This is a genomic window from Arthrobacter sp. 2RAF22 (assembly GCF_052115325.1).
GTDB lineage: Bacteria > Actinomycetota > Actinomycetes > Actinomycetales > Micrococcaceae > Arthrobacter.
Map to the genome: position 1 here is coordinate 1 of NZ_JBFRGL010000023.1, position 25,596 is coordinate 25,596.

A 25,596-nucleotide genomic window follows, 5' to 3' on the forward strand; every position below is an offset into this window, starting at 1 on the left:
CTGGCGATGGATCGGGTTGGTTGTCGGGCGTAGTGCCCCGCGTCTCTCAAGTGCCCGGGTGGTGAGCATTGCCCGCAAATCGCACACGTGGGCGGGGTGCGGGCTGGGTCGGTTCCGCGCCGTCATGCGGGCTCTGAGGGTCAGCTGCCGGTAGTCAGCGGTTCAGAGGAGTCCGGCGCGGAATCCCCGGGCACGGCCGTCGAGCGTCTGCGCCGGAACAGCAGGACGAACGCGACGGCGCCCGCGAGGAAAATCAGGGCGGCAACCCAGGTGTTCACCCGGAGCCCCAAAATCAGGTTGGCGTAGTCGGAGCGCATCAATTCAAAGGCGAAGCGTCCGGCCGTGTATCCGGCGACGTACAGGGAGAACACGCTTCCCGCCCCGAGGGTGAAGCGCCGGTCCAGATACAAAAGAACCAGTCCGACGACGACGCACCACAGCGATTCGTAGAGGAACGTGGGCTGGAAATAGCCCAGGACCACCGGGGCGCCCGAGGGATCGGTCACCGCCGAGCCAGTGGCGGCGTCCATCTGGTGGATCTGGAGTTTCCACGGCAGAGCGGTCGGATCCCCGTAGAGCTCGTTGTTGAACCAGTTGCCCCACCGGCCCAGGGCCTGGGCAAAAACCACGCCCGGCGCCACCGCGTCCAGGAACGCCACCAAAGACACCTTCGCCCTGCGGCAGCCGATCCATGCCCCCACGACGCCCAAGGCCACGGCGCCCCAGATCCCCAGGCCTCCGTCCCAGAGAGCAAAGGCATTCCACGGGTTCTTTCCCGGAAGGAAGTAGAGCTCGGGGTCGGTGATGACGTGGTAGAGCCTGCCCCCGATGATCCCTGCGGGCACCGCCCAGAGGCAGATGTCGAGCACCTGCCCGGGTGCACCGCTCCTGGCGGCCCAACGCCGGGAGGTGAGCCAGATGGCCAGCGCGATCCCGGCCAAGATGCACAGGGCGTAGAAGTGGATGGTCACCGGGCCTAGGTGAAAGGCGCTGACGGTCGGCGAGGGGAAGAAGGAATCAGAGGCAGTCATGGAGATTCGGGATCCTGTCCGGGAGGTTAGGGCAAAAACAGTGTTGCTCGGCAACCTTGGGGTCAGCCGGGTTCCGAATGGCCCTCCGGGGCCTGATTGTCCGCGGCACAGCACCGTAGGCCGACTCGGCGATAAGACGACTATTTTCCGGGATGGGTGGATCCGGTCGTGCCGGGACCTGAGAGGATGCGCAGGACCGAGGTCTGGTCCAGCCAGCCCCGGAGGATGCCGTTCTCATCGGTGACAGGGGTTCCTGCGCTGGCGGAGGAGTCCAGCAGGGTGTCGAGAACGGATTCAAGGCTCGCGCCGGGCAGGACGGTAGCGGGCATTTCGGCGGCGTCCGAAAGGAGGATCCGCTCCGCGTCCTCGTCGTTGCTCCGGGACGCCGTGGCCCCGGGCCTCCGGGGCGAAGCGCTTCACCAGCGGCCCGTACAAGAGGCCCCCGGCCGCGGGGGCCAGGACGACGAAGGCGCCCCCCAGCCACGGAACCCACGGATGGGCGCTGCCGCCCGGAGCGGCCGAGTAGTCGGCTGTACCGCTGAAGAACAATGTGGCTGCGGTGATCAGCCAGCGGAAGCCGACAGCCGCCAGCCCGGCCCCGGCACCCACCAGGACCGCCATGGCCACCAGCTGGTAGGAGGAGCCCGCCAATGTCCTCCGGAACATAGATGCCCGGCCGGGCAGGAACCAGCGACTGGAATGAGCGGGCTGTGCGGTCAAGGAAAATCTCCAATGCATGATGTGATGCAATATATGTACTATGACAAGTATGAAGATTACCACCACCGCCGTCCCGCCATCGGGGGAGCCCGGATCCGGATCCCCGGACGACGCCGCCCTCACAAGCACTTTGACGGCATCACGGGCCCTGTTGGGGATGATCGCCCGGTCGCTGGCACCGGTGATGGACACGGTGACGTTGCCCCAGTTCCGGGTCCTGGTGGTACTGTCCAACTTCGGGCCGCTGCGGATGGGCGAACTGGCCCAGCATGTAGGGGCGAACCAGTCAAGCTTCAGCCGTTTCGCCGACAGGATGGTCGCCGGCGGGCTGATCGCGCGCTCGGCCAGCCCCGACAGCCGCCGCGAGGTCATCATCTCCCTGACGGCAGAGGGTGCACGCGTGTACGCCGAGGTCACCGGGGCCCGCAAACAGGAAATCGCCCTGGTGCTGGAGAAGCTCTCCCCCGCGGATCTGGACGCTGTCCGGGCCGGCTTTGAGGTCTTCGCCCGTGCCGCCGGGGAGCCCTCCGCGGACGAGACCCTCATCCTGGGGATCTAGGGGTGGCGCTGCTGGCCGCCATGCCGGACCCGGGTGCCGGGGATCCGGGAACAGTGATGACCGGGCCGATGTGGATGCCGGACCTGCCGCCCACGCTGGAACGCGTGCTGGCCTGGCACCCCCAGCCCGTCCCCCTTCTGCCGCTGCTCGTTCTCATCCTGCTGGCGCTCTATGGCTGCGGTGTCCTCGTTCTCCGCCGCCGGGGTGTGCGCTGGCCGCTTGGCCGGATCATCTGGTGGCTTCTGGGGACGGCGACCGTACTGCTCGTCACCGCCACCGGGATCGAGGGCTACGGGATGGAGCTGTTCAGTATCCATATGGTCCAGCACATGGTCCTGAATATGCTCGCCCCTGTCTTCCTGGTGCTCGGGGCCCCGGTGACCCTGGTGCTCAGGGCCTTGCCGGCAGGGCCGGGGCGGCGCGGCCGTGTTCGCAGGATCGTTCTGCGGGTCCTGCACAGCCGGGCCGCCGTCGTCCTGATGCATCCGGCCGTGACGTTCGCCCTGTTCATCACCAGCCTGTACGGGCTGTATTTCACCCCGGTCTTTGACTACCTGATGGGCACCTGGTGGGGGCACAACCTGATGCTCGTCCACTTTTTGCTCATCGGATTCCTCTACTTCTGGGGGATCATCGGTGCCGACCCCTCCCCGCGGAAATCCCGGGGCGGGCTGCGGGCCAAGGCCGGCCCGGTACTGCCCGTGCTCGAGCTGGCCGCTACCGCGCCCTTCCACGCCTTTTTCGGGGTTGTGGTCATGATGTCCACGACCCTACTGGTGAAGTTCTACGCAATGCCGATGCCCGGCTGGCACGTGTCTCCGCTGGCTGACCAGGCCGCCGGCGGCGGCATCGCCTGGGGATTCACCGAACTTCCCACCCTCCTTGTCCTCGGGGTGCTCGTGGTGAAATGGCAAAAATCGGACCAACGCACCACCGGCGCGGCAGAGAGGCGTGCGTCCCGTGACGGCGACACCGAACTTGCCGACTACAACGCCTACCTGAGTTCACTGGAGAACAGGACCATCCGCTGATGACCTCGCCCGACAGCGGTGCCGGGGCCGTCTTCTATGCCTTCACGCTCGGGCTCGTCGCGGCCGTGAACCCCTGCGGTTTTCCGATGCTTCCCGCCTACCTCGTCCTGTTTTCCGCCAACCGTCCCGGCGACCGCGGGTCCGGGGGCGCCCGGGCCCTGCTCACCGGAGCCAGTGTAAGCGCCGGGTTCGTGGCCGTGTTCGGTGTGCTCGGGCTCCTCTTCGAGACCGGGGCACGGCTCGCGACAGGCTGGCTGCCTCCGATCATGGCCGCAGTGGGCCTGCTGATGGCCGTCGCCGGAGTGTCCACCCTGTTCGGCCACCCACCGGCCCTGCGCCTTCCCGCCCCAAGGATGCGCGCAGGCAGGTCCGTTCTGGCCATGGCCCTCTACGGAGTGGCATACGCGACCGGGTCCCTGAGCTGCTCCCTGCCGCTGTTCCTGGCCGCGGTCGCCGGGTCCTTCACCGGCCAGGGCGTTCTCGGCGGGCTCCGGAGCTATCTTGCCTACGCGCTGGGCATGGCCCTGTTCGTCACCGCCGCAGCCGTGGCCACGACGGCCCTTGGCGCCGCCGCAGTGCGGCGTATCGGGGCCGCCGGACGCTGGCTCGGGCTGATCTCGGGAATCACCCTGACCCTCTCGGGTGCATATCTGGCCTACTACTGGCTGGCCGAGCTGGTGGACCCGGCCGCGGCCTCGACCGTGACGGCTTCCGTTCAAGGAGCTTCCGGCTGGATTGCCTCCCTCATCGGCGCGGCACCGGCCCTGTCCTCGCTGGTGCTGGGCGTCCTGGTGCTCGTCCCGATCGCCTTGATCATCCGCCGGATCCTCACCGAGCCGCAACATCAAACAGAGCCGCAGCCTCCGTCTGCACCGCCAACGACCGCGTCCGAACAGGAGAGAGGGAACACCGGCCCATGAGAACCGCCCCGCCACCCACAGATCCAGCCCCGCAGAGGCACCGGCTGATCGCAGCCGCTATCTGGGCCGTTGCCGGCCTCGCGATCGCCGTGTCCGTTGCCGGGATCTTCCTGGTGGCCCCGGCCAAGCCAGGCACGACGGCGGAAACTTCGGCCTCCGTGACGGTCGAACCGAGTATCAACGCTGCCACGGCCCGACTTCTGCAGCTGGACGTGCTGCACGCCCCGCTGGATAACGCCCCGGATTTCACCCTCACCGGCCAGGACGGCAAGCCGGTCAGCCTCTCCCAATACCGTGGAAAGTCCGTCGTGCTCTCCTTCAACGACGACCAATGCCAGGACCTGTGCACCCTGCTGGCCCAGGACGTCACCGAGGCCAACCGCGACCTGGGCGCTGCCGCCGCCGACGTCGTCTTCCTCTCCATCAACGCCAACACCGCGCATCCGGCCGTCGCGGACGTCAAAGCCTGGACCAAGGACCATGGACTCGCCTCCGAGCCCAACTGGGTCTTCGGCACCGGAACCCTCGATCAACTCACGGCCGTGGCCGCGAAATACCACGTACCGTTAGGCATCGACCCGCAGACCCACGACGTCGTCCACGGATCCGAACTGTTCTTCATCAATCCCGCAGGCAAGGAAGCGGCGATCGGGCAATTCGGCACCGAGTCCGCGAACACGGCCCTCTTCGCCCACGGCATGGCCCAAATGGCCGTGGACCTCATTCCCGGACGCACAGGTGCCACGGTCGGCGGGCCCGCATCCTCCAGTGCCACTGCGGCGAAACCCGCCGCACTGGGGCAGCCCGCCCCCGGCTTCACCCTGCCGGGCCTGGGCAACACAGGAACCCGGACCTCCCTGAAGGGAACGAAAGGCAAATACACGGTCGTCAATTTCTGGGCCAGCACCTGCACCGCCTGCACGCAGGAAATGCCCGGTCTCCAACAAGCCCACCAGGACCTGGGACCCTCCGTAGCATTCCTGGGCATCGACGTCGCGGACCCCGCGGCCCCGGCCGCGGCCTTGGCCGCACGCAGCGGCACCACCTACCCGCTGCTGGCCGACACTAACGGCACCACCGCCGGGGCCTACCGGATATCAGGCCTGCCGTTCACCGCCATCATCGCCCCGGACGGCACACTGCTCGTCCGCCACCCCGGAACGTTCACCGCCGAACAGCTCGAATACGTCCTGCACACCCTGGAAAACAACCCACAATAACGACAGGCCCGGCACAGGCATAGATCGCTCAATAAGCGGCAGCAGCCGCAATGGATATGCGGTTCCGGGAAGGCCACACCTGGTCCGGCAGACCACACCTGTGAGTCCCTGAACCACCGGACCGGGCAACCCGCCTCCAGACCCTGCCGGCATGCACCTACGCCTCCATCCACGACTCGGGCATCGTGAATCCCGGCTGCATGGCCCCGGTGCCATACTTGGTTTCGGCATAGGATGCGGAGCAAATAATGGTCCTCGATGTAACAACCCTGCGGGTCGCTCTTGGGGTGGTGACTCTGAGCCTGCTGATTCTGTTCTGCTTTTCCTTTCGCCGCACCCGATCGCCCTACAACGGCTGGTGGTGCGTTGCGCTGCTGCTTTTCCTTCTGGGGAACATCGCGTTCCTTTTCAAGGGAACGGAACAGCAGATCTGGGCGACACCCCTGGGAAACGTCCTGTCGGTCGGAGGGGCACTGAGCATGTGGGCCGCCGCCCGGTCCCTGAGAATGCTGCCGCCCCCGAAGTGGCAATTCGCCGCAGGCCCGGCCATCACGGCCCTGGCGTCGGTACTGGACAATCCCGCCTCCAATTCCTGGTCCGGAGGCCTCGTGTACCTGGGACTCATGACAGGGAGCATGGCGTTGGCGTCCCGGGACCTGTGGCTGATGGAATCCGCGTCCTTCAAAACTCAAAAATCCGTGGCCTGGGCAACAGGTCTCCTGGCCGCCTACTACTTCTGCCGGTGGACCGCGTTCGCCGTGCAAGGGCCCGATGGGCCCGTCTTTGGCCTGTACTTCGGGCAGTCCATGGCCACCTTGGTGACGTTGGTGCTGCTGCTTGCGGTGTCCTTCGGCATGACAACGCTAAGCAACGACCGGTTGATCAGCGGTCTGAGCGAACGGGCTGCCCGCGACCACCTCACCGGGCTCCTGAACCGGGGCTCGTTCATGGACCTCGCCGCCGAGGACCTGAGGCGGATGCACGCCGCACATTCAGTCACCTCCTTGATCCTGGCCGACCTGGACCACTTCAAAGCGATCAATGACGAACACGGCCACCCCGCCGGTGACGCCTCCCTGCAGGCCTTCGCATCCGCCTGCACCGCATCGGTCCGCTCCACCGACCTCCTCGGAAGATACGGCGGCGAGGAGTTCATCATCCTGCTGCCCGGAGCCAGCCGGGAAAACGCTGAAACGATCGCCACGGAAATCAGTGAGAACCTCGCATCGACCGGCAGCCGCCAGGGCATCCCCGTTCCCACGGTCAGCTATGGAGTCACCTCAAGTTCCGCCCCGGCCCCCGAGCTCACGGCGATGATCGCGGCCGCGGACACCGCGCTTTACAAAGCCAAATCACTCGGAAGGAACCGTGTCGTCAGCGCCGACTCCCGTTCCTGACCCAGGTCCGAGCACCGGCGCGACCGCACCGAACCGCGGTCAGGTCCGTGCCCGATGACGGTGCGGCGGAAACGCCGAGACCGACCACCAGGACCCGTGAACATAACACGACCGCTTAATTCTTTGGCTGGATGTCGAAGAGCCGACGCCACCCTGCATCATGGCGCTCCTGAGGCCTTGGAACCATGGAGTGCCGATCCTGGACTGAACAACGCCCATTGCCACGGACCGCCCATCCGGCAGCTCTCCGTCATCTCACCGGACAGCCCGCCAGCTGAAGGGTCTGAGAAGCGGCATCGAGGCAGGTGGGGATTATTCCGCCTGCAGGGAGCCTGCCACCGGTTGTAGCTGAAGCTGATGAGTAATCCCCGCGTTCTGGATCGGCAGAGCTGCGCGTCGATCCGCTCAAACGGTGCCCTACCAGCATGCCGTGGTTCTGGAGACGGTCGGTCCGGATCTCACTTTGCGATCCGGCCCACAATCTGGCGGGCCACCAGCCGGTCGATTCCAGGCAGGCGGGTACCACGTATGATCCACCGGCGCAGGAGACGCTGGGTCCGGTTGGCGGGCAGGAACGACGAGACGGCGCGCCTCCCGGCCGCCTGGGCCTCCTCCACCACAGGCCGCCAGCGTCGCTCGAATTCCGCCAGTGCCGGGCCGATCCGCCCGGGCGAGGCCACCGGTCCCAGGATGTCCCCCAGCAGCGCGGCACCGGCGATCGCGAGCGAGCCGCCCTGGCCAGCCAGGAGCGACACGGCTCCGCAGGCGTCGCCCACGAGCACAGTCCGCCCGTCCTGCCAGCCCGGCATGACAATCTGCGCAACCACATCGTCGTACGGATGCTCGGGGCACAGTTCCAGGAGCCGGTCCACCGCGTGGCCGAGTCCGGCGAACTCCCGGTGGAGCCGGTCGCGCGGACTTCCGGAGGACAGGTGCACTGCCGCGCCCGGGACATCCCGGTAGACCATGAAGGCCGCTACCTGGTCCGAGCGCAGGCTGTAGAGCCCGGCTACCCGGTCGATGCTGTCGGTGAGGACGAACCGGTCCCGGAAACGGGCATTCAGGTCCGGTTCGGTCACGATGAACGCGGCAGCACGCATGCCCAAAGGGCGCAGGTATTCCTCTTCGGGTCCGAACACCTGCGCGCGCACACTGGAATGGATGCCATCCGCGCCGACGAGGACGTCCGCGGCAAGCGAGCCGTCCGGCGTGTTCTCGACTCCGACCCGGACGCAGTCCTCAGCGCTCCACACCTTCGAAACCGGGGCCCCATACCGTACCCGCACCCGGCCCGAAGAAACGTCGTCCAGCGCGGCCAGGGCAGCACGCTCCATGTCCGGGCGCAAGAGGCTCAGCACGTTCCCGCCCGCAAGCCGGGCAAAGCGGTCGTAGTCCAGGCTGCAGGTCGGGTGTCCCCCCAGATTGACATACTCGGCGGCCTCCACATGGTACGAGACCTCCTTGAGCCGCGGGTAGAGACCGATTCTCTCCGAGGCCTCCACGCCTGGACCAAAGAAGTCCATCATGTAGCCATCCGGCCGAGGAACGGCCGACTTCTCAAGGACCTCGACGTCCCAGCCGGCCAAACCGAGCTGACGGGCAGTGACGAGGCCCGCGATGCCCGCACCGACAACCACAGCCTTCATGTCACTCCTCAAACAATCAGATCAGCCCCGGGTGATGGAGCCCGGGGCAGGAGCGCAGGAATTCCACGGACCCCGCCGGTTCATTCTTCGCTCCTGCCACACGGCCTGTCCAGAGCACACCCAACAGCGCCCGGGCCCACGCGACGCCTGTGCCTACGGGGCCTCATGTCCGCCCCTTAGCGAGGTCTCGATCAACCGGCCGTCGAGTTCAAACTGACGGTCGCCGGGATCAGGCAGGGGCAAAGCTGAGACGGTGGCGTTTCCAGCGACGAGGCATCGAACCCGAGGGGACCAGCGGCGTCTGGGGTAGTGGAGAATCCGTGCCAGGACTCGGAGAATTCTCCCGCCGCTGGTCCCGTCTGACAGCCGGACACCGAAGTCCGACCGGCCCGCAAACCGATTTTTTCTTAATCCAAGTCAACCTATTTCCCGCGCCCAGCGCACGAGTGGTGAGTACTCAAACTTTCCTGAGGAGCAAAGACCACATGACGCCCCGCCCACCGCCTGAAGAACCTACCAAGACGAGGGCCAGGTTCAACCGACTGAAAACCGATGACACCGTGCCCAAGCCGGTCGACGCTCCTGCTCAGGTGTCGATAGACCGGCCAGCCCTTATCGCTCAACACGCTGAAGTTGACAGGGAAGGTCAAGGGCGGCCAGCAAGCCTATGAGCCCCGGAGGATCTGGTTGAAGGTCAAGGTCCGGAACGTCGTTGAAGTGGTGTGTGCTGCGGTCATCGGACCGATGGCCCGGCCGGAGACGGTGGTCGTGGGCCTGCCGATGCGCGGCCGGCTGCGGATTGCCGGCCGCTCCACTCCCCTGTCGGCCCGGGCAGGCCAGGATCTGGCCCGGTATCTGCGCCCGCCGCGGGGGGACCATCCGTGGCCGGAGGAAATCAGCGGCAGGGTGCTGGACAGGTTCAACAGGGAAAGCGGCACGGTGCGTCTGACTCTCGTGGAGCCGCTGGTCGTGGAGGTTGCGGCCGACGTCGCCTGGACCGGGCGTGCGTTCCGGCACCCCGTGCGCCTGGTGAGGGTCCGCCCGGAGCTGGACCCCTCAGCTGTGCAGTTCCCCGGCCATCTGCCCGGGTCGTAGAAGGAGGATGAGCCGGCGTGGGTGCGTCGGCTCATTCTGTTTTCCTCGGAAAAAGGAAATCCATGGGTTCGGCCCGGCTGAATCGTTTGTCGTGCCGGTGCATGCTGCAACGCTCCGGAAACGACGGTGTTCCTGGTGGCGCGTCTCCCGGCATGGTTGAGGGGTGTGGCGTTGATGGCGGTCCGCCGCTGGTGAGTGGCTGCCGTGGTTACCCCGGCTCGGCGGACCGCCCCGGCATTTTCAGGTTCCTTGCCCTGTTCGTGGTTCCTCGGTGATCGGCCAGCGTCCCCTCTCCCCCAGACGCTTCTATGTCTGTCAAGCGGCTGGAAAGTGGTTGCGGTGCTGACCACCGACTTGCCCCTCCCGCGGGCGTTTTTTGCCTGCTGGCGGAGCAGCGCGTAGCTGTGCCCGACGGAGCCGGGGCAACCCAAAGGGCAAGCAGTGGATGGGTTGTGGGAGGAAATAAGCGAAGCGCTCCTCTAAGTTCAGGACAGCGGTTCCGATGGCTGCGGGCGTCCAGCGGGTCGGATTTGCCGATTCCCCGGCGCCCTCGGGCGTTCATCCGTGGGGCCTCGGCGACCTCGTAGCCGGCCTCGGTTGCTGCCCGGGCCAGACGTGCCCCATAAGAGCCGATACCCTCAATGGCCCATAGACAGGCCATATCGCCGTCTGTCCGTCGGCCTACCCAGCCAAGTGGGCGGGACATCCCCGCCGGGGTGGTCGGGAACTGCTCGCATGCGATTTGTCGCTTGGTACTCGCCTCGATGATGGCGTATGTATGGGTGCGGGCGTGGCAGTCCACACCGATGACGAACGGGCGGGTCTGCGCAACGATGGTCAACGCGGCCACCCTCCTTCCTTTCGAACCGGCAATACTGGTCCCAACACGACCGGCGTTGAACCTGGGAGTGTCACTTCGAGGCAAAACTGTGATGAGCCACAACCTCCACGGGTTGGGCAAGCTTCTGATCAGGCCACCCTCGTGGGTCAGGTCAACGCCGGGCGCTCTACCCGGCGCGGACAAATCGGGGGAAACGCACCCTCAAGGGGCAATTGTTTTTTCGAGTCACACGCCAGGGAGAACGACCGGCGTCAACACTGCCAGCTAGTCCCAGACCAACCACTGCAAGACTCACAGTTGTTTTTTGCTGCTGGCGGAGCATCGCGTCGCTGTGCCCGACAGAACCGGGGCAATCCGCAGGGCAAGCAGCGGATGGATTGTCGGAGGAAATAAGCGCAGCGCCGACACAAGGCATCCGGTGCGCCGCCGTCCGCAGGACGGTTGAGCCGGTGGAGCAGGCACGTACGATCCGTAGGACAGCAGCAAAAAAGAAAAAGAGCTTCTACAGCCCGAGCGCAGCGAGGCCCGACTCCCCGAGCGGCCGCTCCCCGGCACCCGGTCGCTGGCGGACTGGAACCCGCTGTTCTGCCAGGTCGATAATGAAAGCAAGCAAGCTACTGGTGCTTGGGATTGCCGAAGACCGACGGGAAGGAACGTTTGGCAATGCCGCTGTCGGACTATGAACGTAAGCGCCTCCAGGAACTGGAAATGGATCTGGCGGCTGACGACCCGGTCCTGGCCCGGGAACTGGCGACGGGAAGGCCTCCCAGATGGTGGCTTCGGTGGTCCGCGAGCTTGATCCTGGTCTGTGCCGGTTTCGGTGCGATAATTCTGGGCATTTCTGCGCAGCTTCCGGGCCTCGGCTTCCTGGGATTTCTGTTGATGTTCGGCGGTGCCTGCGGGTACGCCGGGCGTTGGGTTCGTTCGTGAGCAAGTCGGAACCGCGAAGAGCAAGGAGCACGCCGGCCTTACCGGTCGGTTGGGGCGGTCATGTGCTGCGTCGGGTCGTCGTATCAGCTGCGGAGGGTCTTCAAGGCTGTTGTCCAGGAGATCAGCTGGTCCAGAAGAGGGTTCAGGGCTTCTTCGGCGGTTTCRCTGGGCGTGAAGGTCGTGAAGTTTTCAAACTCGGTGGCCAAGGGTAGGGCCACCTGGGCCCTGACATCGGCGATCTGTAGTTCACCGGCGATGAGGCGGAGGTTTTCGACGGCGCGGACCCCGCCGGCACTTCCGTAGGAGACGAAGCCGGCGGCTTTGTTGTTCCATTCCGCGTAGAGGTAGTCCAGGGCGTTTTTCAACACCCCGGGAACGGAGTGGTTGTATTCGGCGGTGACAAAGATGAAGCCATCGAACGTCGAGATCGTCCGGGCCCAGGCCTTGGTGTGCTCATGCTGGTAGTCCCCGCGGGATGGAGGTACCGGTTCGTCCAGCAGCGGCAGGTTGTGCTCGGCCAGGTCCAGGATCTCAAAGTCCGCACCGCCGTGCTTGGTTGCCCTGGAGAGTACCCAGTCCGCCACCTGCCTACTCCGGCGCCCCGGCCGGGTGCTGCCGACCACCACGGCGATCCTGACCATCCAAACCACTCCTTCTTGCTGCCGGCTTTCACATACGATACGCCTTGCAGTGACAGCGGGCCGGGGAAGCGCGCGATGGACCTTCCGGAGCCGGAAGCATTCCTTCAGCCGGTGCCGGAGGCGTCTGCCAGGGTGGCGTGAAGTAGGAAGGGAAGAAACATCGAGGTGGTCGAAGACGATGCCGGCGAGGCGACCACCTACCACCGGGACCCAACGGGGGCGGCCTACTCGGACCCGGCGCCCGGGTGGAGGCGGATTCCTTCATCGGCGCAACAAGCGACGTCGAGGCCGGCGCCGCGTCGGCTCGGGGTGCCGGATCGACCGTGGCGGCTGGATCGACCGCCGGGCACTGGTCGGGGACCACGTCTTCCTCGGGGACGACGTCTACATGGGCTCGGAAGCGGTCCTGGGCAGCAGGGTCCACGCCGGGAGCCACTTACGCATCGGGGAGAGGCACGCCTCGGCCACAGGGTCCGGCTGCCCGGGGACAGCCAGATACCCGCAGGCGCGCATCCCCGACGCCAGGACGTCCCGGGGCTCTTCGCCCCGCACCCGAAAGACGGCCCACGGCCCGGACCCCCGGATGGCAGCCTGAGGCTAGCCCGCCTCCCCTCCGGGTGCACATGTAGTAACGCTCAAAGGCCGTCTGTCGCGCCGGTGAGCGGGGCCGTCACGAACCGGCGTCCTCGACGCTGTCGGGGTCATCTTCTTCGATGCCGGTGGAGGGTTCCCTTGCCTGGTCAAGGAGGTCTGCTTCGGCGGCTTCGGCTTCCGTGGGGGAGTTCCTGTCGTAGCCGGCACTGCCGGACTGCACGGGCGTGTGCTGGTCGATGAAGTCCGGTTCCGGGACGTCATCGGGCAACGGGTCCGTCACCGTCGATTCCTCGGTGTTCTCCGGCAGTGCCGGTGTGCGCTGCTCGAGTGCATCTGCTTCCGGTACTTCAGTGCCGATTTCCTTTGGCCCAATATTCATCTTTTACCTCCCATGACCGGTATGTCCGCTCAGCGCGGGGCACTCTTGAGAGTCCCGGTGCGTGCCCGCATCGGCAGCACCCGCTCTCCTGCCACCCATTCCCAACTGTCCGCCGAAGCTGCCGCCGGGGCAACCGCTCAACAGGGAATCGGACCGGGCGGGCCCGTAGTAGGGAGATGCCCGGGATGCGTGCCTCCAGGACTCCCTGTCCGGTCCGGGCCCTGCGGCCGGCGGGTCCGGTTATGGGCCCGCCAGGGGATGTTGTTTGTAGTCAGTGCTCATTCAGTGCGATGGGCTGACCATGTGGTGCCGGTGTTCCTCGGTGCTGGGCTTGATCGCGGTCGCGGTGACGACGAGCGCCACCAGGCCGGAGATCCAGGACGTCCAGGCGACGCCGGTTTGCGTGGCGTAGGAGCCGAACCACGGCGAAAGGAACAACAGGGCGCCCAAGGCTGCCTGGATCCATTCCATGACCGGCGTTCCAGGCATGGCCAGGTTGATGACGCCGCTGATCACCAGCAGAGTGCCGAACACGAGCATCAAGGCAGTCGAGGAACCGGCCGCCGTGGTCCACATGACCGACAGAACAGCGTAGAGTCCGGCGGCAACCGTGACCCAATCCTGCCATCGAGTCCACTTCTTCATTGAAACCACCTCCGGGATGGGACTTCACCCCGGCGCTCCCGCGGTGGGGACGCCGGGCTTTCTTTGTGTTGACGGCGACCCCCGATGGAGTGCCGCCGTCGGCGCGGCGATCAGGACCAGGTCGCCTTACCGGTACTGTCCAGTGTCGTCGCCAGCCGTCACTCATGCAACGGATTCCGCGCGCTGATGCTTCCCGGCAAGCGCCTGCGGAATCGGCGGACCGGGGCAAGGAAGCGCGCAGATGCCCAGTGTCTCCCCGCCGGGCATCGGCACAGCTACCGGCGAGAGCAGCTTCGATGGAACGGCCCTCGAACCAATCGTGGGCCGAAGCTGCCCCGCGGCTGGAGTGGCGGCTACCTGTTTCTGCCCCGGTGCGGTGCCGCGGATGAGTTTCCCGACGCAACCCGATTTGCCGTTTCCGGCCTGTCGTCCCGGTTACTGGTTCCGCGGATCGTTTCCGATGAAGGTCCCGGGCGGCATGCCCGCCCCGAACACGGGGCCCGGCAACGGGCGCTTGGCGTGCCACCCGTCGTCGGAGTTCCGTAGTATCAGCCGTTGCAGGACCCATGGGAACAGGTGCTCGCGTGCCCAGATGACGTCATCGGCCCGTGGCTCGCGCCAGCTGCGTTCGGGGAGGTCTTTGGGGACCATGGGCTCCAGGGTGTGGGGGACGTTGAGGGTCTCGAGCACCATGATGGCGATGGTTTGCTGGCCCAGCGGGGAGAAGTGCAGCCGGTCCGGATCCCAGATGAGGGGGTGGGTGAGCTCGCGGAGGGCCCAGAGGTCGGCGACCAGCGCATCGTGGCGGGCCGCGATGGTGCGCAGGTTCTCGTTGAAGATGGCCACCTTGCCGCGGACCCGTCCCAGCAGCGGCGTCGCGCCCCAGTCCGGCCCGGCGAACAGCACCACCGTGGCTCCGGTGGAGGCCAGCAGCTCCACCCCGGCGTCCATCCGGTCGGCGAGTTTGTCGGGATCGCTTCTGCCGAAGATCAGGTCATTGCCCCCGGCATTGAGCGTGATCAGATCCGGTCGCAGGGCCAGCGCGGGGCCCACCTGCTCATCTAGGATCTGATGGAGCAACCGGCCGCGGACTGCCAGGTTCGCGTAGGCGAAATCTTCGTGCCCGGTGCTCAGTTCTTCCGCGACCCGGTCCGCCCAGCCCCGCAGGCCCCCGGGGCTGCGGGGTTCCGGGTCTCCGTCCCCTTCGGTGAATGAATCACCCAGCGCCACGTAACGGCTCCATGGGTGCAGATGGGCCCTGGAATCGGCAGGACTGCCCTGCGCCGGAGTGTCGGCGCAGGGAGTGTTCATCCATCCCTCCATATTGCTCCTGCCGGACCGCATGCGCCATGGCCGCGGTCCTGCCATGGAGTCTGTTCATCCCGCTGCTTTCTCACCACATCTCCCGGCCGAAGGAAGCAATGCTCGTTCAGCGACTATGAGGGACAGTCCCACGTGCGCAAGGGAAGGGGAAAGTGTCTAGGCCGCCATCGGGGTCAGGGCCGCGGGCCTTCCGGGTGGCGGGCGAAGTGCCTCGGGAGGCCCCTGCGTCGGGGATGCTCGCGCCCTCGGCACCCAGGCCATCCCGGGGCAACCGGACCCCATGACCGATGCGCGCGCCCGCCCCGATGCGCGAATGGCTGCCGACGACGTAACGCTGCCGCCCGGGATCGATTCCCGGCCTATGCAGACATCGTCCCTGACGTGGTCCCGGCCAGTGTCTGGTGGACGATCCAGCCTCCACGGCCGCGGCATCCGGTGCCGACGCGGGCCTGCTGCCTTGACATTGGTTGTTGTGCACCGATGATGGAATTCGGTTGCCGTGCTCTTATGCCCGGGCGCACGCAGTGGGATGATGCAGACATGAGCGAAAAAGAGTCGTCGAAGCCGCTGCATCCCGACCATCGGATGACTCGGCCGCCCGTGACGCTCATGGATGACGCCGGTAGCCCGGCCACACATCAAATGCGTGTCATAGCGCGCCGCCGCAACGACGCAGAAGCCAAACTCGAACAACAGCTGCACCGGTCCCAGGAGGGGCCCGGGACCACGTAGCGGCGACGACGCCGGGATGGCCCGGTGCACCCTTCCTGCGGCCAGCCGATGTTTGATAGGAGACGCGGGTGCGTACGGTCGGGGTTGAGGAAGAGCTCTTGATTGTTTCGGCGGGAAGCGGTCTACCTTTGCCGCTGGTCGGAGCGGTCCTGGATGCTGCCGGGACCATGGGCTCCGGACCTGTCCTGAAATCGGAATTCAAGCAGGAGCAGATCGAAGTCAACACGAGACCATGCGGGACCGTGGATGAGCTCCTGGCTGAAATCCTCGCCGGGCGGGCCTTGGCGGATGCGGCGGCCCGGTTGCTGGGGGCCAGGATCGCCGCGACCGCGACTCCGCCTTTGTTCTCCGCGACTCCGACCCTGGGGAACAAAAGATATTCCCTTACGGCGGAGCGGTTCGGCGCGGTGGCGCGGGAGCAGATCACGTGCGGGTTCCACGTGCACGTCTCCATTGAGTCCCGTGAGGAAGGCGTCGGGGTGCTGGACAGGATCAGGCCCTGGCTTCCGATAATCCTGGCGCTCAGTGCCAACTCGCCGTTCTGGAGGGCAGAGAACACCGGTTTCGCCAGCTACCGCACGCAAATGTGGAGCAAATGGCCCACGGCAGGCCCGACCGACGTATTCGGCTCCGCCGCCAGCTACGACCGCGCGATAGCAAGGCTCATCGGGACGGGGGTGCTCCTTGACGAGGCCATGGTCTACTTCGACGCCAGGCTTTCGAAAGACAACCCCACCGTGGAGATCAGAATCGCCGATATCTGCCTGTACGCCGAGGACGCCGCCGTCCTCGCCGCGGTGATCCGGGCCTTGGTTGAAACGGCCGCCCGCGAATGGCGGCTCGGGACCCGTCCCCCCGCCGTGGACACCGGCACGCTCAGGCTCTCCAACTGGCAGGCGAGCCGTTTCGGGGTGAACGGAATGCTGATCGGACCCCTCGACGGCCGGCCCCGCCCCGCAGCCAAAGCCGTCGACGATTTGACCAGCCATGTCCGCCACGCGCTGGAGCAGTCCGGAGACCTCATGCTGGCCCGCGCCGGTCTCGGCGACGTCTTGTCCCGTGGAACAGGCGAGCGGCGGCAGCGCCACGCCTTCAAGAGGCGAATTGCCGCCGATGTGGTCGCGGCCATTGTATCTGCGACCCACGGAGTGGGGCGGCCAGACGTCGACACGGCGCCGGCGCCGGCGCCGGAAAAAGAATCGATATGAGAGTGGTCATGGACCGGCCGCTCACGACGGAAACAGACCTCCCAACCCGTCCCGGAATGCTCGACCCTATCGCCAGCGCCATGGCAACTAGGCAGAAGCAGCCGGCCATCGTCCCTGCGAAGACACCCGCCGGGGAGAGCGGAGCGGGGAAGTCGCCCGGACACGGAATTCTGCGGCCTTCCGTCCACGCAAGCGACGGGGCCCTCGACACAGGGCTGGAAAATCCGCACCTGAGGCTTCTCCATCGCCGGTTCCCCGCGAATCGCCCCCCGCGTCAACACGACGCCCACCCCCTGCTACCGGTCAGCTCCGAAACCATTACGGATGGAGGACGGGCGTAACAGACCGAACCTGCCGGCGGAGCGTGTCGTCCGAGGCCCTGATGGCGGGAATCGGTACGGAGGACCGGATTCGTTTCCGCGTCACATGGCCGATCCAAGCCGGCGACATCAATCGATTCCGCTGCTCAAACAAATGGAAACGTTACGGGGGCTCATTCCCGAGGCCGGGGAGGCGATCCCGGGAACCCGAAAGACTGACATTTCCGGGGAGGAGCCGAACGGGGCGGCACCCACGAGTACCACCGACGACGGTGGCGCCCCCGGGAGACGTGCATTTCGCGCCATGGACTCAGTCGGATCTGCGGCCGGGATTGCCGGTGACTTCAGTAGATTCCATGGATGGTGATTCACCGCACTTGCCGCACTAGCCATCCCCGGCCTCGACCTGTTCCTCCATGTGCCGACGCTGCTCGTCGAGTTCCTTCTCGCCTTCCTCCTCGGCTTCGTAGAGCTTGGCGTTGGTGATCCGAAGCTCACGCATGACAGCATCAAGCTTCAGGTGAAGGGCCGCACTGTCCCGGTTCTGGGTGTTCTGGATGATGAAGACCATCAGAAACGTCACGATCGTGGTGCCCGTGTTGATGACCAGCTGCCAGGTGTCGGAGAAGCCCAGCAACGGTCCGGTGAACGCCCAGACGATCAGCACGACGACGGCTGCACTGAACACCCAGGCGTGGCCGAGAACTTTGGCGACCTTGGTGGTGAACCTGGTGAAAAAATCCTGCTGGGTTTCTCGGCCGTTGCTGCTCATGCAGCCATCATCTCCCATTCCCCCGGGCCTCGAAAGCGACAAATGCCGGGTTGTCTGGGGGTAGCCGGGCGGAGGCAGCGCCAGCGTGAATGCAGGGCTCAGTGGTCGCACCAACCGGAGAGCGTGTCACCATTCGGAGGCCGCAAGGTTGCTGCGCTGGCCCTCGTGCCGCGCGTCATATCGCGCCTGTTGCGGCCAGGTCCGGTCTGCGCTGCTGGTAAGGCCAGGTCGTCCTTCGGGCTGCCCGTGGAACTGAGACGGTCCACCGGCGAATCGCAGGCTCGGCTGACTGAGGGTTTCAGTGGTTGCGAAGGGCTTCTATGAGTTCGGTTTTGCGCTTTCCGGAATAGCCGTGCAGGCCCAGTTCCTTGGCCCGGGCCTTGAGTTCCGGGACGGTGCGTTCGTCGTAGTCTTCCGCGTTGGCTCCGCGGCTGCCGATGGTCCCGCGTCCTTCCTTGGCTGCCGCGTTCGAAATGCGGGCGGCCTTCTCCTTGGAGGCACCGTCTTTCCTGAGTTCTTCGTACAACTCCGGGTCTTTCAGGCTCGGATTCTTCTTGTTCGGCATGCTTTTTGCTCCTTCGGGGGGAGAATTTCGTCACGGGCTGATCTCGGTTCACTCCACCGGGGCCAAGGGCGGCAGCTCAGGATCGGCATCCGGATCCGGGACGGCAGGGGTGGGAACCGGTGCAGGATCAGGTGATGGAAACGGACCCGGCAGTCCGGGACCAGGGACAGGAGGCAACGGTCCCGGGAGCGGTGCCGGTTCAGGCTCTTGGGCAGGGTCCAGAGTTGGGTCCTGGGTTGGGTTTTGGGGTAACTCGTTCATGCGTGCTCCTTGGAATCAGTGATTCAGGATGCCCGGCGCCGCCGCGCAGCATCAGTTCCGCGATTCAAGTCTAGGTCCGGGTAAGTGAGGTCCGAAAGCCCATTGATCTTTACGAGTTCAGGTCCGCTGGCACGGGCCGATAAACGCTTGCCGGGCGTGTTCTAATCCGTCCCGGAGGGGTCGCCTTCTCTCTGGATCGGCGTGGCCGGGGAGCCTAAAATTGGAACGTGCCCGGTGCTCCGCCACGGCCGGACATGAGGACCGGGTCTAAAGGAGATCGCCATGGGACTGGGTGACAAACTCAAGCACACCGCCGAAGGAACGGCAGGCAAGATCAAGGAAATGGCCGGACACGCCACCGGAAACGTGCGCCTGGAGGCCGAGGGAAAGGCCCAGCAAGCTGCCGCGCACGTCAAAGAGGACGGCAACCAGGCAAAGGAAGCGGCCAAGGACATCACGGAAGACATCGCGGACCCCTTCAAGGAAGAATGAGCGCCTCCGCGCGGGTCCCTGCTGCCGGCGCGGCGGCGCGGAGGTGGACCCGCGGCGTCAAAACTGCCGGACCCCTGCCTTGGCGCATCCGCCGGCATGATGCCGGATCCTCCGTGCGACGGGGGTAAGAAACGATCACGGACCGGGCGGCTCCGGTCAGAGAAGGGGTGCGGCATGCGCCTCAGAACCATCATCGGCATCCTGTTGCTGCTGTGGCTTGCCATCGGAACAGCTGCCGCACTGCAACGCGGCCAGTTCAACGCTCCCCCGGCGAGCTGCTCCCAAGCCGGCACCATTGCCGTCACCATCGTGTCCGGGCCGTTGAACTATCTAGGCGTGAACCCAAGAATCGGCTGTCAAATACCTAGCCCCAGCCCCTAACCCCAGCCCTTAGACCTGCATCACAATGGAAGTCATCCGGCATCCGTCGCGGCTCAACTGCTCCTGCTCATTGGTTGGCCAAAGCCGGTCAGCGTCCTGCTGCTTTCCTGACATCTTCCGCGCCATGCCGCGGGGAAGCGGCATGGCGTTTCCGGTAGGTGCAAAGTTCGTCGTGCCCGTGCCTGCGGTCCCTGACCATGGCTGTCCCGGCGATTTCCCTGATGCTTGCAATGCCCTTCGCTGCGGCACTCCCGTCGGGGAAGGTCACCGACATCGCCACCAGATAATCCTCGGAATCCACCAACGCCACCCTGTACCCGCCATCGGGAGCATCCATAAGTTCAAAATAGCCGGCCATGACATTTGCCTCCCGTCCGGCACATCCACGTGTGAAAAGGGACAAACCAAGTCTACTGATCATCACCGCTCCAGGCACCCACGACCGGCCCTAGGACAGGCTGTTCCGGCTCAGTCGTACCATTCCCAGCCCTCGGGTGCCCACCCTGCCGGGACCGGATATGTCGTGGGCGCCGCTCCGCATTCGCTGCAGGTGAACCTGAGCGTCGCGGGGATTTCCCGGCGCGGGCCCTCGCCGACACAGTGCGGTGTGAACAGTGCCAGTCTTGAATCCGCCGGGGCTCCACATGCGCCGCAGCAAAGATCCTGAGGCGAAACGACCGGAGACCTGCCCGACGTGTCAGGGCGTTGCCCCGGCCTAAGCGATTTGACCATCGTGACCACCTCGCTGCAGATTCGATGAGGTCCCGCGTGCGTCAGGGCGCCCGGTTCGTCCTCGTGTACCGTGGGGCTGATGGAATCAATCCGAGTCTCCCGGCCGCGATGCGCAGGCACACCCGTCACTGGGATGCGGCCTTGTCCCGGCCTGAAGATCGTCCTAGCGTGGGAGTGAGGCCCATGGCCTGGGAACCGTTCAGGGCCGGGCCGGTAACTGAAGGAGCGAAACAGTCATGGCTACCGTGCTGGAATCGGTCGACGTCAACGTCCCGTTAACCCAGGCCTACAACCAATGGACGCAATTCGAGGAATTTCCGCGTTTCATGGACGGCGTCGAGAGCGTCCGGCAACTCGATGAAACCACCGTGCACTTCACCACCGACATCGCCGGGATCCGGCGCGAGTTCGACACCAAAATCACGGCACAGATCCCCGATGACACCATCAGCTGGGAAAGCACGGACGGCCCCCGCAATGCCGGAACCATTTCGTTCAGGCCCTTGAGCCCCACCGAAACCCGGATCACCGTCACCATGAACTGGGAACCACAGACAACACTCGAACACCTCGGCGCGTCGGTTCACTTCGACGACCGGCAAGTCAAGAAAGACCTGCAACACTTCAAGGAATTCATCGAGGCCCGCGAAGTCGAAACCGGCGCCTGGCGGGGAAGCATCACCGAAGGCGAGGTCGAAGGCCCCCCGGGCGCGTAGCCAGTTGACCCGAGCCACCCGGTACCAGGGAGCCCTCACCGTGGACCGCCCCCTGGATCCTCGGGCCCGGCGCCAGGGCATGAGTCAGAAGCAAAAACCCGAGAAGCCGCCCGCAGCGGAACACCTTGCCCGGCGTAACCCGGGCCACCTTCAAGGAAGGAACGACAATGACGCCCGAAACCACTTTTTCCTCCACCGACGGGGCCGCCCACCGGTCCGGCGACCGCCCATGGTGCGATACCTGCGGCACTGACGAGTTCCTGATCATCGAGACCGGATCTGCAGCTGACCCTCGGTTATGGAGATCTCCACGTCCTTGTCCGGGTCAATGCCAGGAAATTCGGCCGCCGGCGACCGGCTTGGCAGCCGGCCGGGTTTCTCATTGGGAGGAGAGCGGCACCAATGAAGCCTGACCATCAAGAATCGTCCGACTCCCTTCCGATATAGGGCGCCGTGGTTTTGTCAAGTTGCCGGACGGATTCGACGCCTGACGTCGGCGGATTGCTGCAGGCTGGCCATGATCGAAACTCCCCCATCAACGGCGAGGCCTGCCCCAAGGCTGTGGGTGGTGAAGCCTCACCTCAAAGCTAGGCCGATTCAATCATGGGTACAAAGCGCCCTGGATGGGCCGGGGCCTCCGCCTGCGCTGCGGCACCCGCCGATGGGCCGTAGTTGCCGTTCGTCGGCAGAGGCCCCGGGTTTACGGTCATTGCTTCACTGTTGAACGGCATCCACGCCAGGACCCGTCATTTGCCTCGTTCAGCGGCGGGGGTCATCAAGAGGCGGGACTTCCAACGGCGGGGACCCAGTGAATGTTCGTTGAGAATGGCGGTCCTTTTCACCCTGGTCTCGGGGGCCGGCGACGCCTGAGTTGAGAATCCGAGCCCCCGGGCTCCAAGGATTCTCCGTCGCCGGCCCCGTCTGGCGGCCGGGCCGGCAGGCCAGGCCTGTTCCTTTGTGGCCGATGCTCACAAGTAAACAAGCACGTCGGAATCCTGGCCAGAGTGGCCTGTACCTGTTTTTCGGGACGGGGACGGGAGTCCGTGGCCTCTGTCCTGGAATCGTGTGAATGTCTAGGCGGCCAGCGGAGTACCGAAGAGTTCCCGGGCGCGCCGGCTCAGGTATGCCGGGACGTCGGATTCGGCGGCCGGGCCGGCGTTGCCGAGGAAGACCGCGGTTCCGCGGGCCGCGTCGGCGATGTCCAGACCTGCATCGTGTGCGAGCTGGGCGGCACGGATGTTGGGCTGCATGTTCAGGATCATGCCACGGGCATTGAGGTAGACATGCCAGTCGCCGCGGGAGATTGATTCGACATCGCCTCCGACCAGCCGCCGCAGGGCGGCCGGGTCGGTGTCCAGCCTTCCTAGGATGACGGATTCGCCCAGGCTTGCAGGAACAATCAGCGCGGCAGGTTTGCGTTCCATCTTTTGTCCTCTTCAAGTAAACGGAACAGCGTCCCCTGCTGTTCCCTCCGGCAGACGTGCGTCCTGCCCGCCCCCCCGCGGACCGGTCTCATCGGGCCGGAGCGGTGGGTCGGGAGGTCCTGAGGGCGCTCTCCAGGCGCTAGTTGGCGGCTTCCAGTTCCGGGACCATCCGGATGCCGGCCAGGTTCAGGCCCAGATCCAGCAGTTCACCGATCCGGCGCAGTGTCACGAGATCGTACTCGCTGTACTGGCGGGTTCCGCCCAGGGTCCTGCCCGGTTCCAGCAGGCCCTTGCGCTCGTAGAGGCGCAGATTCTGCTGCCCCATGCCCACGAGTTCGGCGGCGAAGGAAATGGCGTACACACCCTGTCCGGGGGTCCTCATCCTGCACCATCGGGACCTCCAAATTCGCTGGAATCACGCTTGCCCAGACTCGTTGCTGGTGCTATGAGACGCTGACTTCATCCGGCCCCGGCCGAAGGAACGCCGGTCCGAGGTCTGTCAGGACTGCAGAGCACTACATCGCAGGCCCTTTCGTGCTTCAGGTACTGGTCAACCGGCTTGCTGACCGCATAATCTAGGGCCACATGTGTGCCGCGCGTCACAGACGCACGTAACCTGATCCCTGACCTGACCAGAGTCTTCGGAACGCAACGCCGCGTCCCGGGTCCGAAGAGAAAGCCGGCGCGGCTCCTTCCGCGCCCAGGAGGACAATCATGGCAGGTACATTCGAACTCTTCCGCGACGGCGACAAGGCCTTCAGGTTCAGGCTCACGTCCCCCGACGGGACCGTCGTGGCCCTCTCCGAGCCGTTTCCGGACAAAGCCTCCGCTGTCGCGGGTATCGCCGCCGTCCGCGAGTGCGCCGGCATGGGCCTGATCGCCGACCTCTGCCCTCACATCCCCCTCCACCGACCATCAGCTCAAACCATGCCGGCGGCCCGGACCACGTCCCCGCTGTCCACCGCTGCGCAGCCTTCGTCCCGTTCAGGCGGCGCGCTGCCACCCCGGACTGCCACGGTCACACCGGCAGGACCCGGACACGGCACAAGCCACCGTCCCAGCCGGCGCACGGCCGCCTGAACTGCAATCAGGCCGGCCCCGGCCGGAGACGAACCGGCAGGCGGCGGCCACAGGCTAGCCGCATAGGAACGCCACGGTCAGGGGCGACAACGCAGACCGGGAACGGGTCACACGCGGGACCTTGGAGCCGGGCGATATCATTCCGGAGCCCGTGCACGAGAGTTCGCGGCCGTCCCCGAACCCGGTAAATGCCTTCATGGCGGTGGATGACGGCCCCGGTTTGACGGCCACCCTCCCGAGCCCATTTCCGGCGTGTTCTTCGCGTCCTCCCGGCTTTCGTCAGCGCGTCATGGCGCGTGCGGCCCGGCAGGAGCAGTATGGGGGGATGAACGTTCCTGGCGCCGATAGTCCGGCGCAGGGTGGCTCCGCTGGTTCCGGCGCCCGCCTGCACCCGTGGAGCCGTTACGTGGCACTGGGTGATTCGTTCACCGAAGGGGTAGGAGATCCAGAACCCCGCAGCCCGGGGGGCCTGCGAGGCTGGGCGGACCGGGTCGCGGAAGAACTGAGCGCCGGACACCAAGATTTCGCCTACGCAAATCTGGCAGTCCGCGGACGGTTGCTCCATCAGATCCTGGACGAGCAGGTGGGCCCCGCGCTCGCCCTGCAACCGGATCTGATCACCCTCAACGCCGGGGGCAATGACCTGATCTTCCGCAGAAGCGACCCCGACAAACTCGCGGACCGGATGGACGCCGGCGTACAACTCCTCGCCGCTGCCGGCGCAACGATTGTGCTGTTCGCCGGCCCGGACTGGGGCGCGACCCCGGTGCTGGGACGGACCCGTGCCAAGGTGGCCATCTTCAATGAGAACCTGCGCGCCATCGCGGCCCGCCAGGATGCAGTAATCGCCGACCTCTAGGCCCTGCGCCAACTCACCCACCCCCGGATGTGGGATCCGGACCGGCTGCACTTCTCTCCCCTGGGCCAGCACACCATCGCCATCATGGTGCTCGACACCCTCAACGTTCCCCACACCCTGAAGCCGATGACACCCAAAGACCTGCCCGGTCGCAGCTGGCGCGAGGCAAGGGCGGATGACATTGTCTGGGCACGCGAACACCTGGTCCCCTGGGTCCTGCGAGGGCTCAACCCTCGGAACTCCGAAGGAGAGTGGCACGCCAAACGGCCGGACGCGGGTCCGGTGTTCGGTGCGCGGATGCCGCCAGGGACGTTCGTTGGAAACGGCGCAACAGAACCCGAGCCGGGGATGATAAGAGAAAACCGGATAGCTGAGCGACCATGATCCGCAGGCGGCTTCGACTCCACCACGACGTCGTCCGGGGCCCAGCGGGCCTGCGCCCGGAACCGCAGCCCTGAACCGGAGCGGGCCGAACCCCTTTTTCGCCAGAGCCGGTGCCCGCTCCGTCTCCGGGCAGAGCCGGAGCCCGCCGGTGAGCGGCGCTGCCCTATCCGGTGTCTTCGCGGGCGTCCGGGTAGTCGTCTTCGTCGCCGGTGGAAGGTTCGATGGCCCCCTCGATCAGGTCTGCTTCGGCGGCCTCCGCTTCCGTGACGGCGATCCCGTCATAGCCGTGGCTGCCGGGCTGCACGGGCGTGCGCTGCTCGATGAAATCCGCTTGCGGGACCCCGTCGGGCAATTGCTCCCCCACCGTCAACTCCCCGGAATTCTCCGGCACGACCGGTGTCTGCTGCTCGAGAGCATCGGCCTCCGGCACCTCGGGGCCGATTTCTTCTGGCTCGATATTCATCGTCCACCTTCCTATCGTTGGATCGACCAAGCCATCGAACCCTTTGCAGGGCAAGGGCCCCGCCATCAGGCCGACGGCTCTACCGGTCCCGGGCTGGGAGTTTTCGGACCTCTCAGTAGTACCATTGCCGTCCGGGAGGAATCCAGCCCTCGGCCCCGGGATGCGTGCGTCCAGGACTCCCTGTCCGGTCCGGGCCCCGCGGCCGGCGGGTCCGGTTATGGGCCCGCCAGGCGAT

General features: G+C 65.8%; 29 protein-coding genes and 1 pseudogene. 14 read left to right on the forward strand and 16 right to left on the reverse strand.

Annotated elements, in window-relative coordinates:
• Positions 1–140: 140 nt before the first annotated feature.
• From lgt to AB4068_RS15175, 3 genes are all read right to left on the reverse strand, one after another.
• A complete protein-coding gene (lgt, locus tag AB4068_RS15165) occupies positions 141–1,031 on the reverse strand; it encodes a prolipoprotein diacylglyceryl transferase (protein WP_441433793.1) in 891 nt (296 codons plus the stop codon).
• Positions 1,032–1,171: 140 nt separating this feature from the next.
• Positions 1,172–1,360, reverse strand: a complete 189-nt coding sequence (locus AB4068_RS15170; protein ID WP_441433794.1) for a hypothetical protein — start codon at positions 1,358–1,360, stop codon at positions 1,172–1,174.
• On the reverse strand, positions 1,326–1,751 hold the full coding sequence (locus AB4068_RS15175; RefSeq protein ID WP_441433795.1) for a hypothetical protein: 426 nt from the start codon (positions 1,749–1,751) through the stop codon (positions 1,326–1,328). The genes AB4068_RS15170 and AB4068_RS15175 overlap by 35 nt, the downstream gene beginning before the upstream one ends.
• 49 nt (positions 1,752–1,800) lie before the next feature.
• Here AB4068_RS15175 and AB4068_RS15180 point away from each other — a divergent pair, with 49 nt between their 5' ends.
• The 5 genes from AB4068_RS15180 to AB4068_RS15200 all read left to right on the forward strand — a co-directional run bounded on the left by AB4068_RS15180 (position 1,801) and on the right by AB4068_RS15200 (position 6,878).
• Complete coding sequence (locus AB4068_RS15180) at positions 1,801–2,310, forward strand: MarR family winged helix-turn-helix transcriptional regulator (RefSeq protein ID WP_441433796.1); 510 nt, start codon at positions 1,801–1,803, stop codon at positions 2,308–2,310.
• Between the two features lie 2 nt (positions 2,311–2,312).
• On the forward strand, positions 2,313–3,341 hold the full coding sequence (locus AB4068_RS15185; protein WP_441433797.1) for a cytochrome c oxidase assembly protein: 1,029 nt from the start codon (positions 2,313–2,315) through the stop codon (positions 3,339–3,341).
• Positions 3,341–4,261, forward strand: coding sequence for a cytochrome c biogenesis CcdA family protein (locus AB4068_RS15190; RefSeq protein WP_441433798.1), 921 nt, complete (start codon positions 3,341–3,343; stop codon positions 4,259–4,261). Before AB4068_RS15185 ends, AB4068_RS15190 begins: the two co-directional genes overlap by 1 nt.
• On the forward strand, positions 4,258–5,481 hold the full coding sequence (locus AB4068_RS15195) for a redoxin domain-containing protein (protein ID WP_441433799.1): 1,224 nt from the start codon (positions 4,258–4,260) through the stop codon (positions 5,479–5,481). The genes AB4068_RS15190 and AB4068_RS15195 overlap by 4 nt, the downstream gene beginning before the upstream one ends.
• 248 nt (positions 5,482–5,729) lie before the next feature.
• On the forward strand, positions 5,730–6,878 hold the full coding sequence (locus tag AB4068_RS15200) for a GGDEF domain-containing protein (protein WP_441433800.1): 1,149 nt from the start codon (positions 5,730–5,732) through the stop codon (positions 6,876–6,878).
• 458 nt (positions 6,879–7,336) lie between these two features.
• Here the strand turns inward: AB4068_RS15200 and AB4068_RS15205 are convergent, their stop codons facing one another.
• Positions 7,337–8,524 carry an FAD-dependent monooxygenase gene (locus AB4068_RS15205; protein ID WP_441433801.1) on the reverse strand — a complete coding sequence of 396 codons (1,188 nt, stop codon included), beginning with the start codon at positions 8,522–8,524 and terminating at the stop codon, positions 7,337–7,339.
• Between the two features lie 633 nt (positions 8,525–9,157).
• On the opposite strand from AB4068_RS15205, the gene AB4068_RS15210 reads away from it, so the two are divergent.
• Entirely contained in the window at positions 9,158–9,619 is a 462-nt protein-coding gene (locus AB4068_RS15210; RefSeq protein ID WP_441433802.1) for a hypothetical protein, read from the forward strand.
• Positions 9,620–9,827: 208 nt separating this feature from the next.
• On the opposite strand, the gene AB4068_RS15215 is transcribed toward AB4068_RS15210, so the two are convergent.
• Complete coding sequence (locus AB4068_RS15215; protein WP_441433803.1) at positions 9,828–10,469, reverse strand: IS110 family transposase; 642 nt, start codon at positions 10,467–10,469, stop codon at positions 9,828–9,830.
• 654 nt (positions 10,470–11,123) lie between these two features.
• Between AB4068_RS15215 and AB4068_RS15220 the strand changes: the two genes are divergently transcribed.
• Positions 11,124–11,390 carry a DUF3040 domain-containing protein gene (locus tag AB4068_RS15220; RefSeq protein WP_441433804.1) on the forward strand — a complete coding sequence of 89 codons (267 nt, stop codon included), beginning with the start codon at positions 11,124–11,126 and terminating at the stop codon, positions 11,388–11,390.
• A gap of 83 nt (positions 11,391–11,473) precedes the next feature.
• Here the strand turns inward: AB4068_RS15220 and AB4068_RS15225 are convergent, their stop codons facing one another.
• The 4 genes from AB4068_RS15225 to AB4068_RS15240 form a co-directional block, all read right to left on the reverse strand.
• A complete protein-coding gene (locus AB4068_RS15225; RefSeq protein WP_441433805.1) occupies positions 11,474–12,031 on the reverse strand; it encodes an NADPH-dependent FMN reductase in 558 nt (185 codons plus the stop codon).
• A 670-nt stretch (positions 12,032–12,701) separates the two neighbouring features.
• Positions 12,702–13,004, reverse strand: a complete 303-nt coding sequence (locus tag AB4068_RS15230) for a hypothetical protein (protein ID WP_441433806.1) — start codon at positions 13,002–13,004, stop codon at positions 12,702–12,704.
• Between the two features lie 282 nt (positions 13,005–13,286).
• Positions 13,287–13,649 (reverse strand): SPW repeat protein, encoded by a 363-nt coding sequence (locus tag AB4068_RS15235; protein WP_441433807.1) that lies wholly within the window; start codon positions 13,647–13,649, stop codon positions 13,287–13,289.
• Positions 13,650–14,084: 435 nt separating this feature from the next.
• On the reverse strand, positions 14,085–14,960 hold the full coding sequence (locus tag AB4068_RS15240; RefSeq protein ID WP_441433808.1) for an SGNH/GDSL hydrolase family protein: 876 nt from the start codon (positions 14,958–14,960) through the stop codon (positions 14,085–14,087).
• Positions 14,961–15,512: 552 nt separating this feature from the next.
• Between AB4068_RS15240 and AB4068_RS15245 the strand changes: the two genes are divergently transcribed.
• Together AB4068_RS15245 and AB4068_RS15250 are read left to right on the forward strand one after the other, a co-directional pair.
• Positions 15,513–15,704, forward strand: coding sequence for a hypothetical protein (locus AB4068_RS15245; protein WP_441433809.1), 192 nt, complete (start codon positions 15,513–15,515; stop codon positions 15,702–15,704).
• Between the two features lie 68 nt (positions 15,705–15,772).
• The gene (locus AB4068_RS15250; protein WP_441433810.1) at positions 15,773–16,912 is read left to right on the forward strand and encodes a glutamate--cysteine ligase; all 1,140 of its coding nucleotides are present in this window, start codon (positions 15,773–15,775) and stop codon (positions 16,910–16,912) included.
• 705 nt (positions 16,913–17,617) lie between these two features.
• Here AB4068_RS15250 and AB4068_RS15255 read toward each other — a convergent pair.
• From AB4068_RS15255 to AB4068_RS15265, 3 genes are all read right to left on the reverse strand, one after another.
• Entirely contained in the window at positions 17,618–18,004 is a 387-nt protein-coding gene (locus AB4068_RS15255; RefSeq protein ID WP_441415442.1) for a low affinity iron permease family protein, read from the reverse strand.
• Between the two features lie 298 nt (positions 18,005–18,302).
• Positions 18,303–18,569: a DUF7218 family protein gene (locus AB4068_RS15260; RefSeq protein ID WP_441415441.1), complete on the reverse strand. Its 267-nt coding sequence runs from the start codon at positions 18,567–18,569 to the stop codon at positions 18,303–18,305.
• 48 nt (positions 18,570–18,617) lie between these two features.
• Positions 18,618–18,830 (reverse strand): hypothetical protein, encoded by a 213-nt coding sequence (locus AB4068_RS15265; RefSeq protein WP_441433811.1) that lies wholly within the window; start codon positions 18,828–18,830, stop codon positions 18,618–18,620.
• Between the two features lie 282 nt (positions 18,831–19,112).
• Between AB4068_RS15265 and AB4068_RS15270 the strand changes: the two genes are divergently transcribed.
• Together AB4068_RS15270 and AB4068_RS15275 are read left to right on the forward strand one after the other, a co-directional pair.
• On the forward strand, positions 19,113–19,322 hold the full coding sequence (locus AB4068_RS15270) for a CsbD family protein (protein WP_441415440.1): 210 nt from the start codon (positions 19,113–19,115) through the stop codon (positions 19,320–19,322).
• 174 nt (positions 19,323–19,496) lie between these two features.
• Positions 19,497–19,703, forward strand: a complete 207-nt coding sequence (locus AB4068_RS15275; protein WP_441415439.1) for a hypothetical protein — start codon at positions 19,497–19,499, stop codon at positions 19,701–19,703.
• 88 nt (positions 19,704–19,791) lie between these two features.
• Here AB4068_RS15275 and AB4068_RS15280 read toward each other — a convergent pair whose 3' ends face one another.
• Complete coding sequence (locus AB4068_RS15280; RefSeq protein ID WP_441433812.1) at positions 19,792–20,061, reverse strand: DUF1508 domain-containing protein; 270 nt, start codon at positions 20,059–20,061, stop codon at positions 19,792–19,794.
• Between the two features lie 610 nt (positions 20,062–20,671).
• On the opposite strand from AB4068_RS15280, the gene AB4068_RS15285 reads away from it, so the two are divergent.
• Positions 20,672–21,151: an SRPBCC family protein gene (locus AB4068_RS15285; RefSeq protein WP_441433813.1), complete on the forward strand. Its 480-nt coding sequence runs from the start codon at positions 20,672–20,674 to the stop codon at positions 21,149–21,151.
• A 1,073-nt stretch (positions 21,152–22,224) separates the two neighbouring features.
• Here AB4068_RS15285 and AB4068_RS15290 read toward each other — a convergent pair.
• Entirely contained in the window at positions 22,225–22,575 is a 351-nt protein-coding gene (locus AB4068_RS15290) for a DUF3846 domain-containing protein (protein WP_441433814.1), read from the reverse strand.
• A gap of 139 nt (positions 22,576–22,714) precedes the next feature.
• On the reverse strand, positions 22,715–22,957 hold the full coding sequence (locus AB4068_RS15295) for a MerR family transcriptional regulator (protein ID WP_441433815.1): 243 nt from the start codon (positions 22,955–22,957) through the stop codon (positions 22,715–22,717).
• A 332-nt stretch (positions 22,958–23,289) separates the two neighbouring features.
• Here AB4068_RS15295 and AB4068_RS15300 point away from each other — a divergent pair, with 332 nt between their 5' ends.
• Positions 23,290–23,655: a YegP family protein gene (locus AB4068_RS15300; protein WP_441433816.1), complete on the forward strand. Its 366-nt coding sequence runs from the start codon at positions 23,290–23,292 to the stop codon at positions 23,653–23,655.
• Between the two features lie 325 nt (positions 23,656–23,980).
• A pseudogene (locus AB4068_RS15305) lies at positions 23,981–24,898 on the forward strand (SGNH/GDSL hydrolase family protein).
• A 163-nt stretch (positions 24,899–25,061) separates the two neighbouring features.
• Here the strand turns inward: AB4068_RS15305 and AB4068_RS15310 are convergent.
• Entirely contained in the window at positions 25,062–25,361 is a 300-nt protein-coding gene (locus tag AB4068_RS15310) for a hypothetical protein (protein ID WP_441415433.1), read from the reverse strand.
• Positions 25,362–25,596 lie beyond the last annotated feature (235 nt).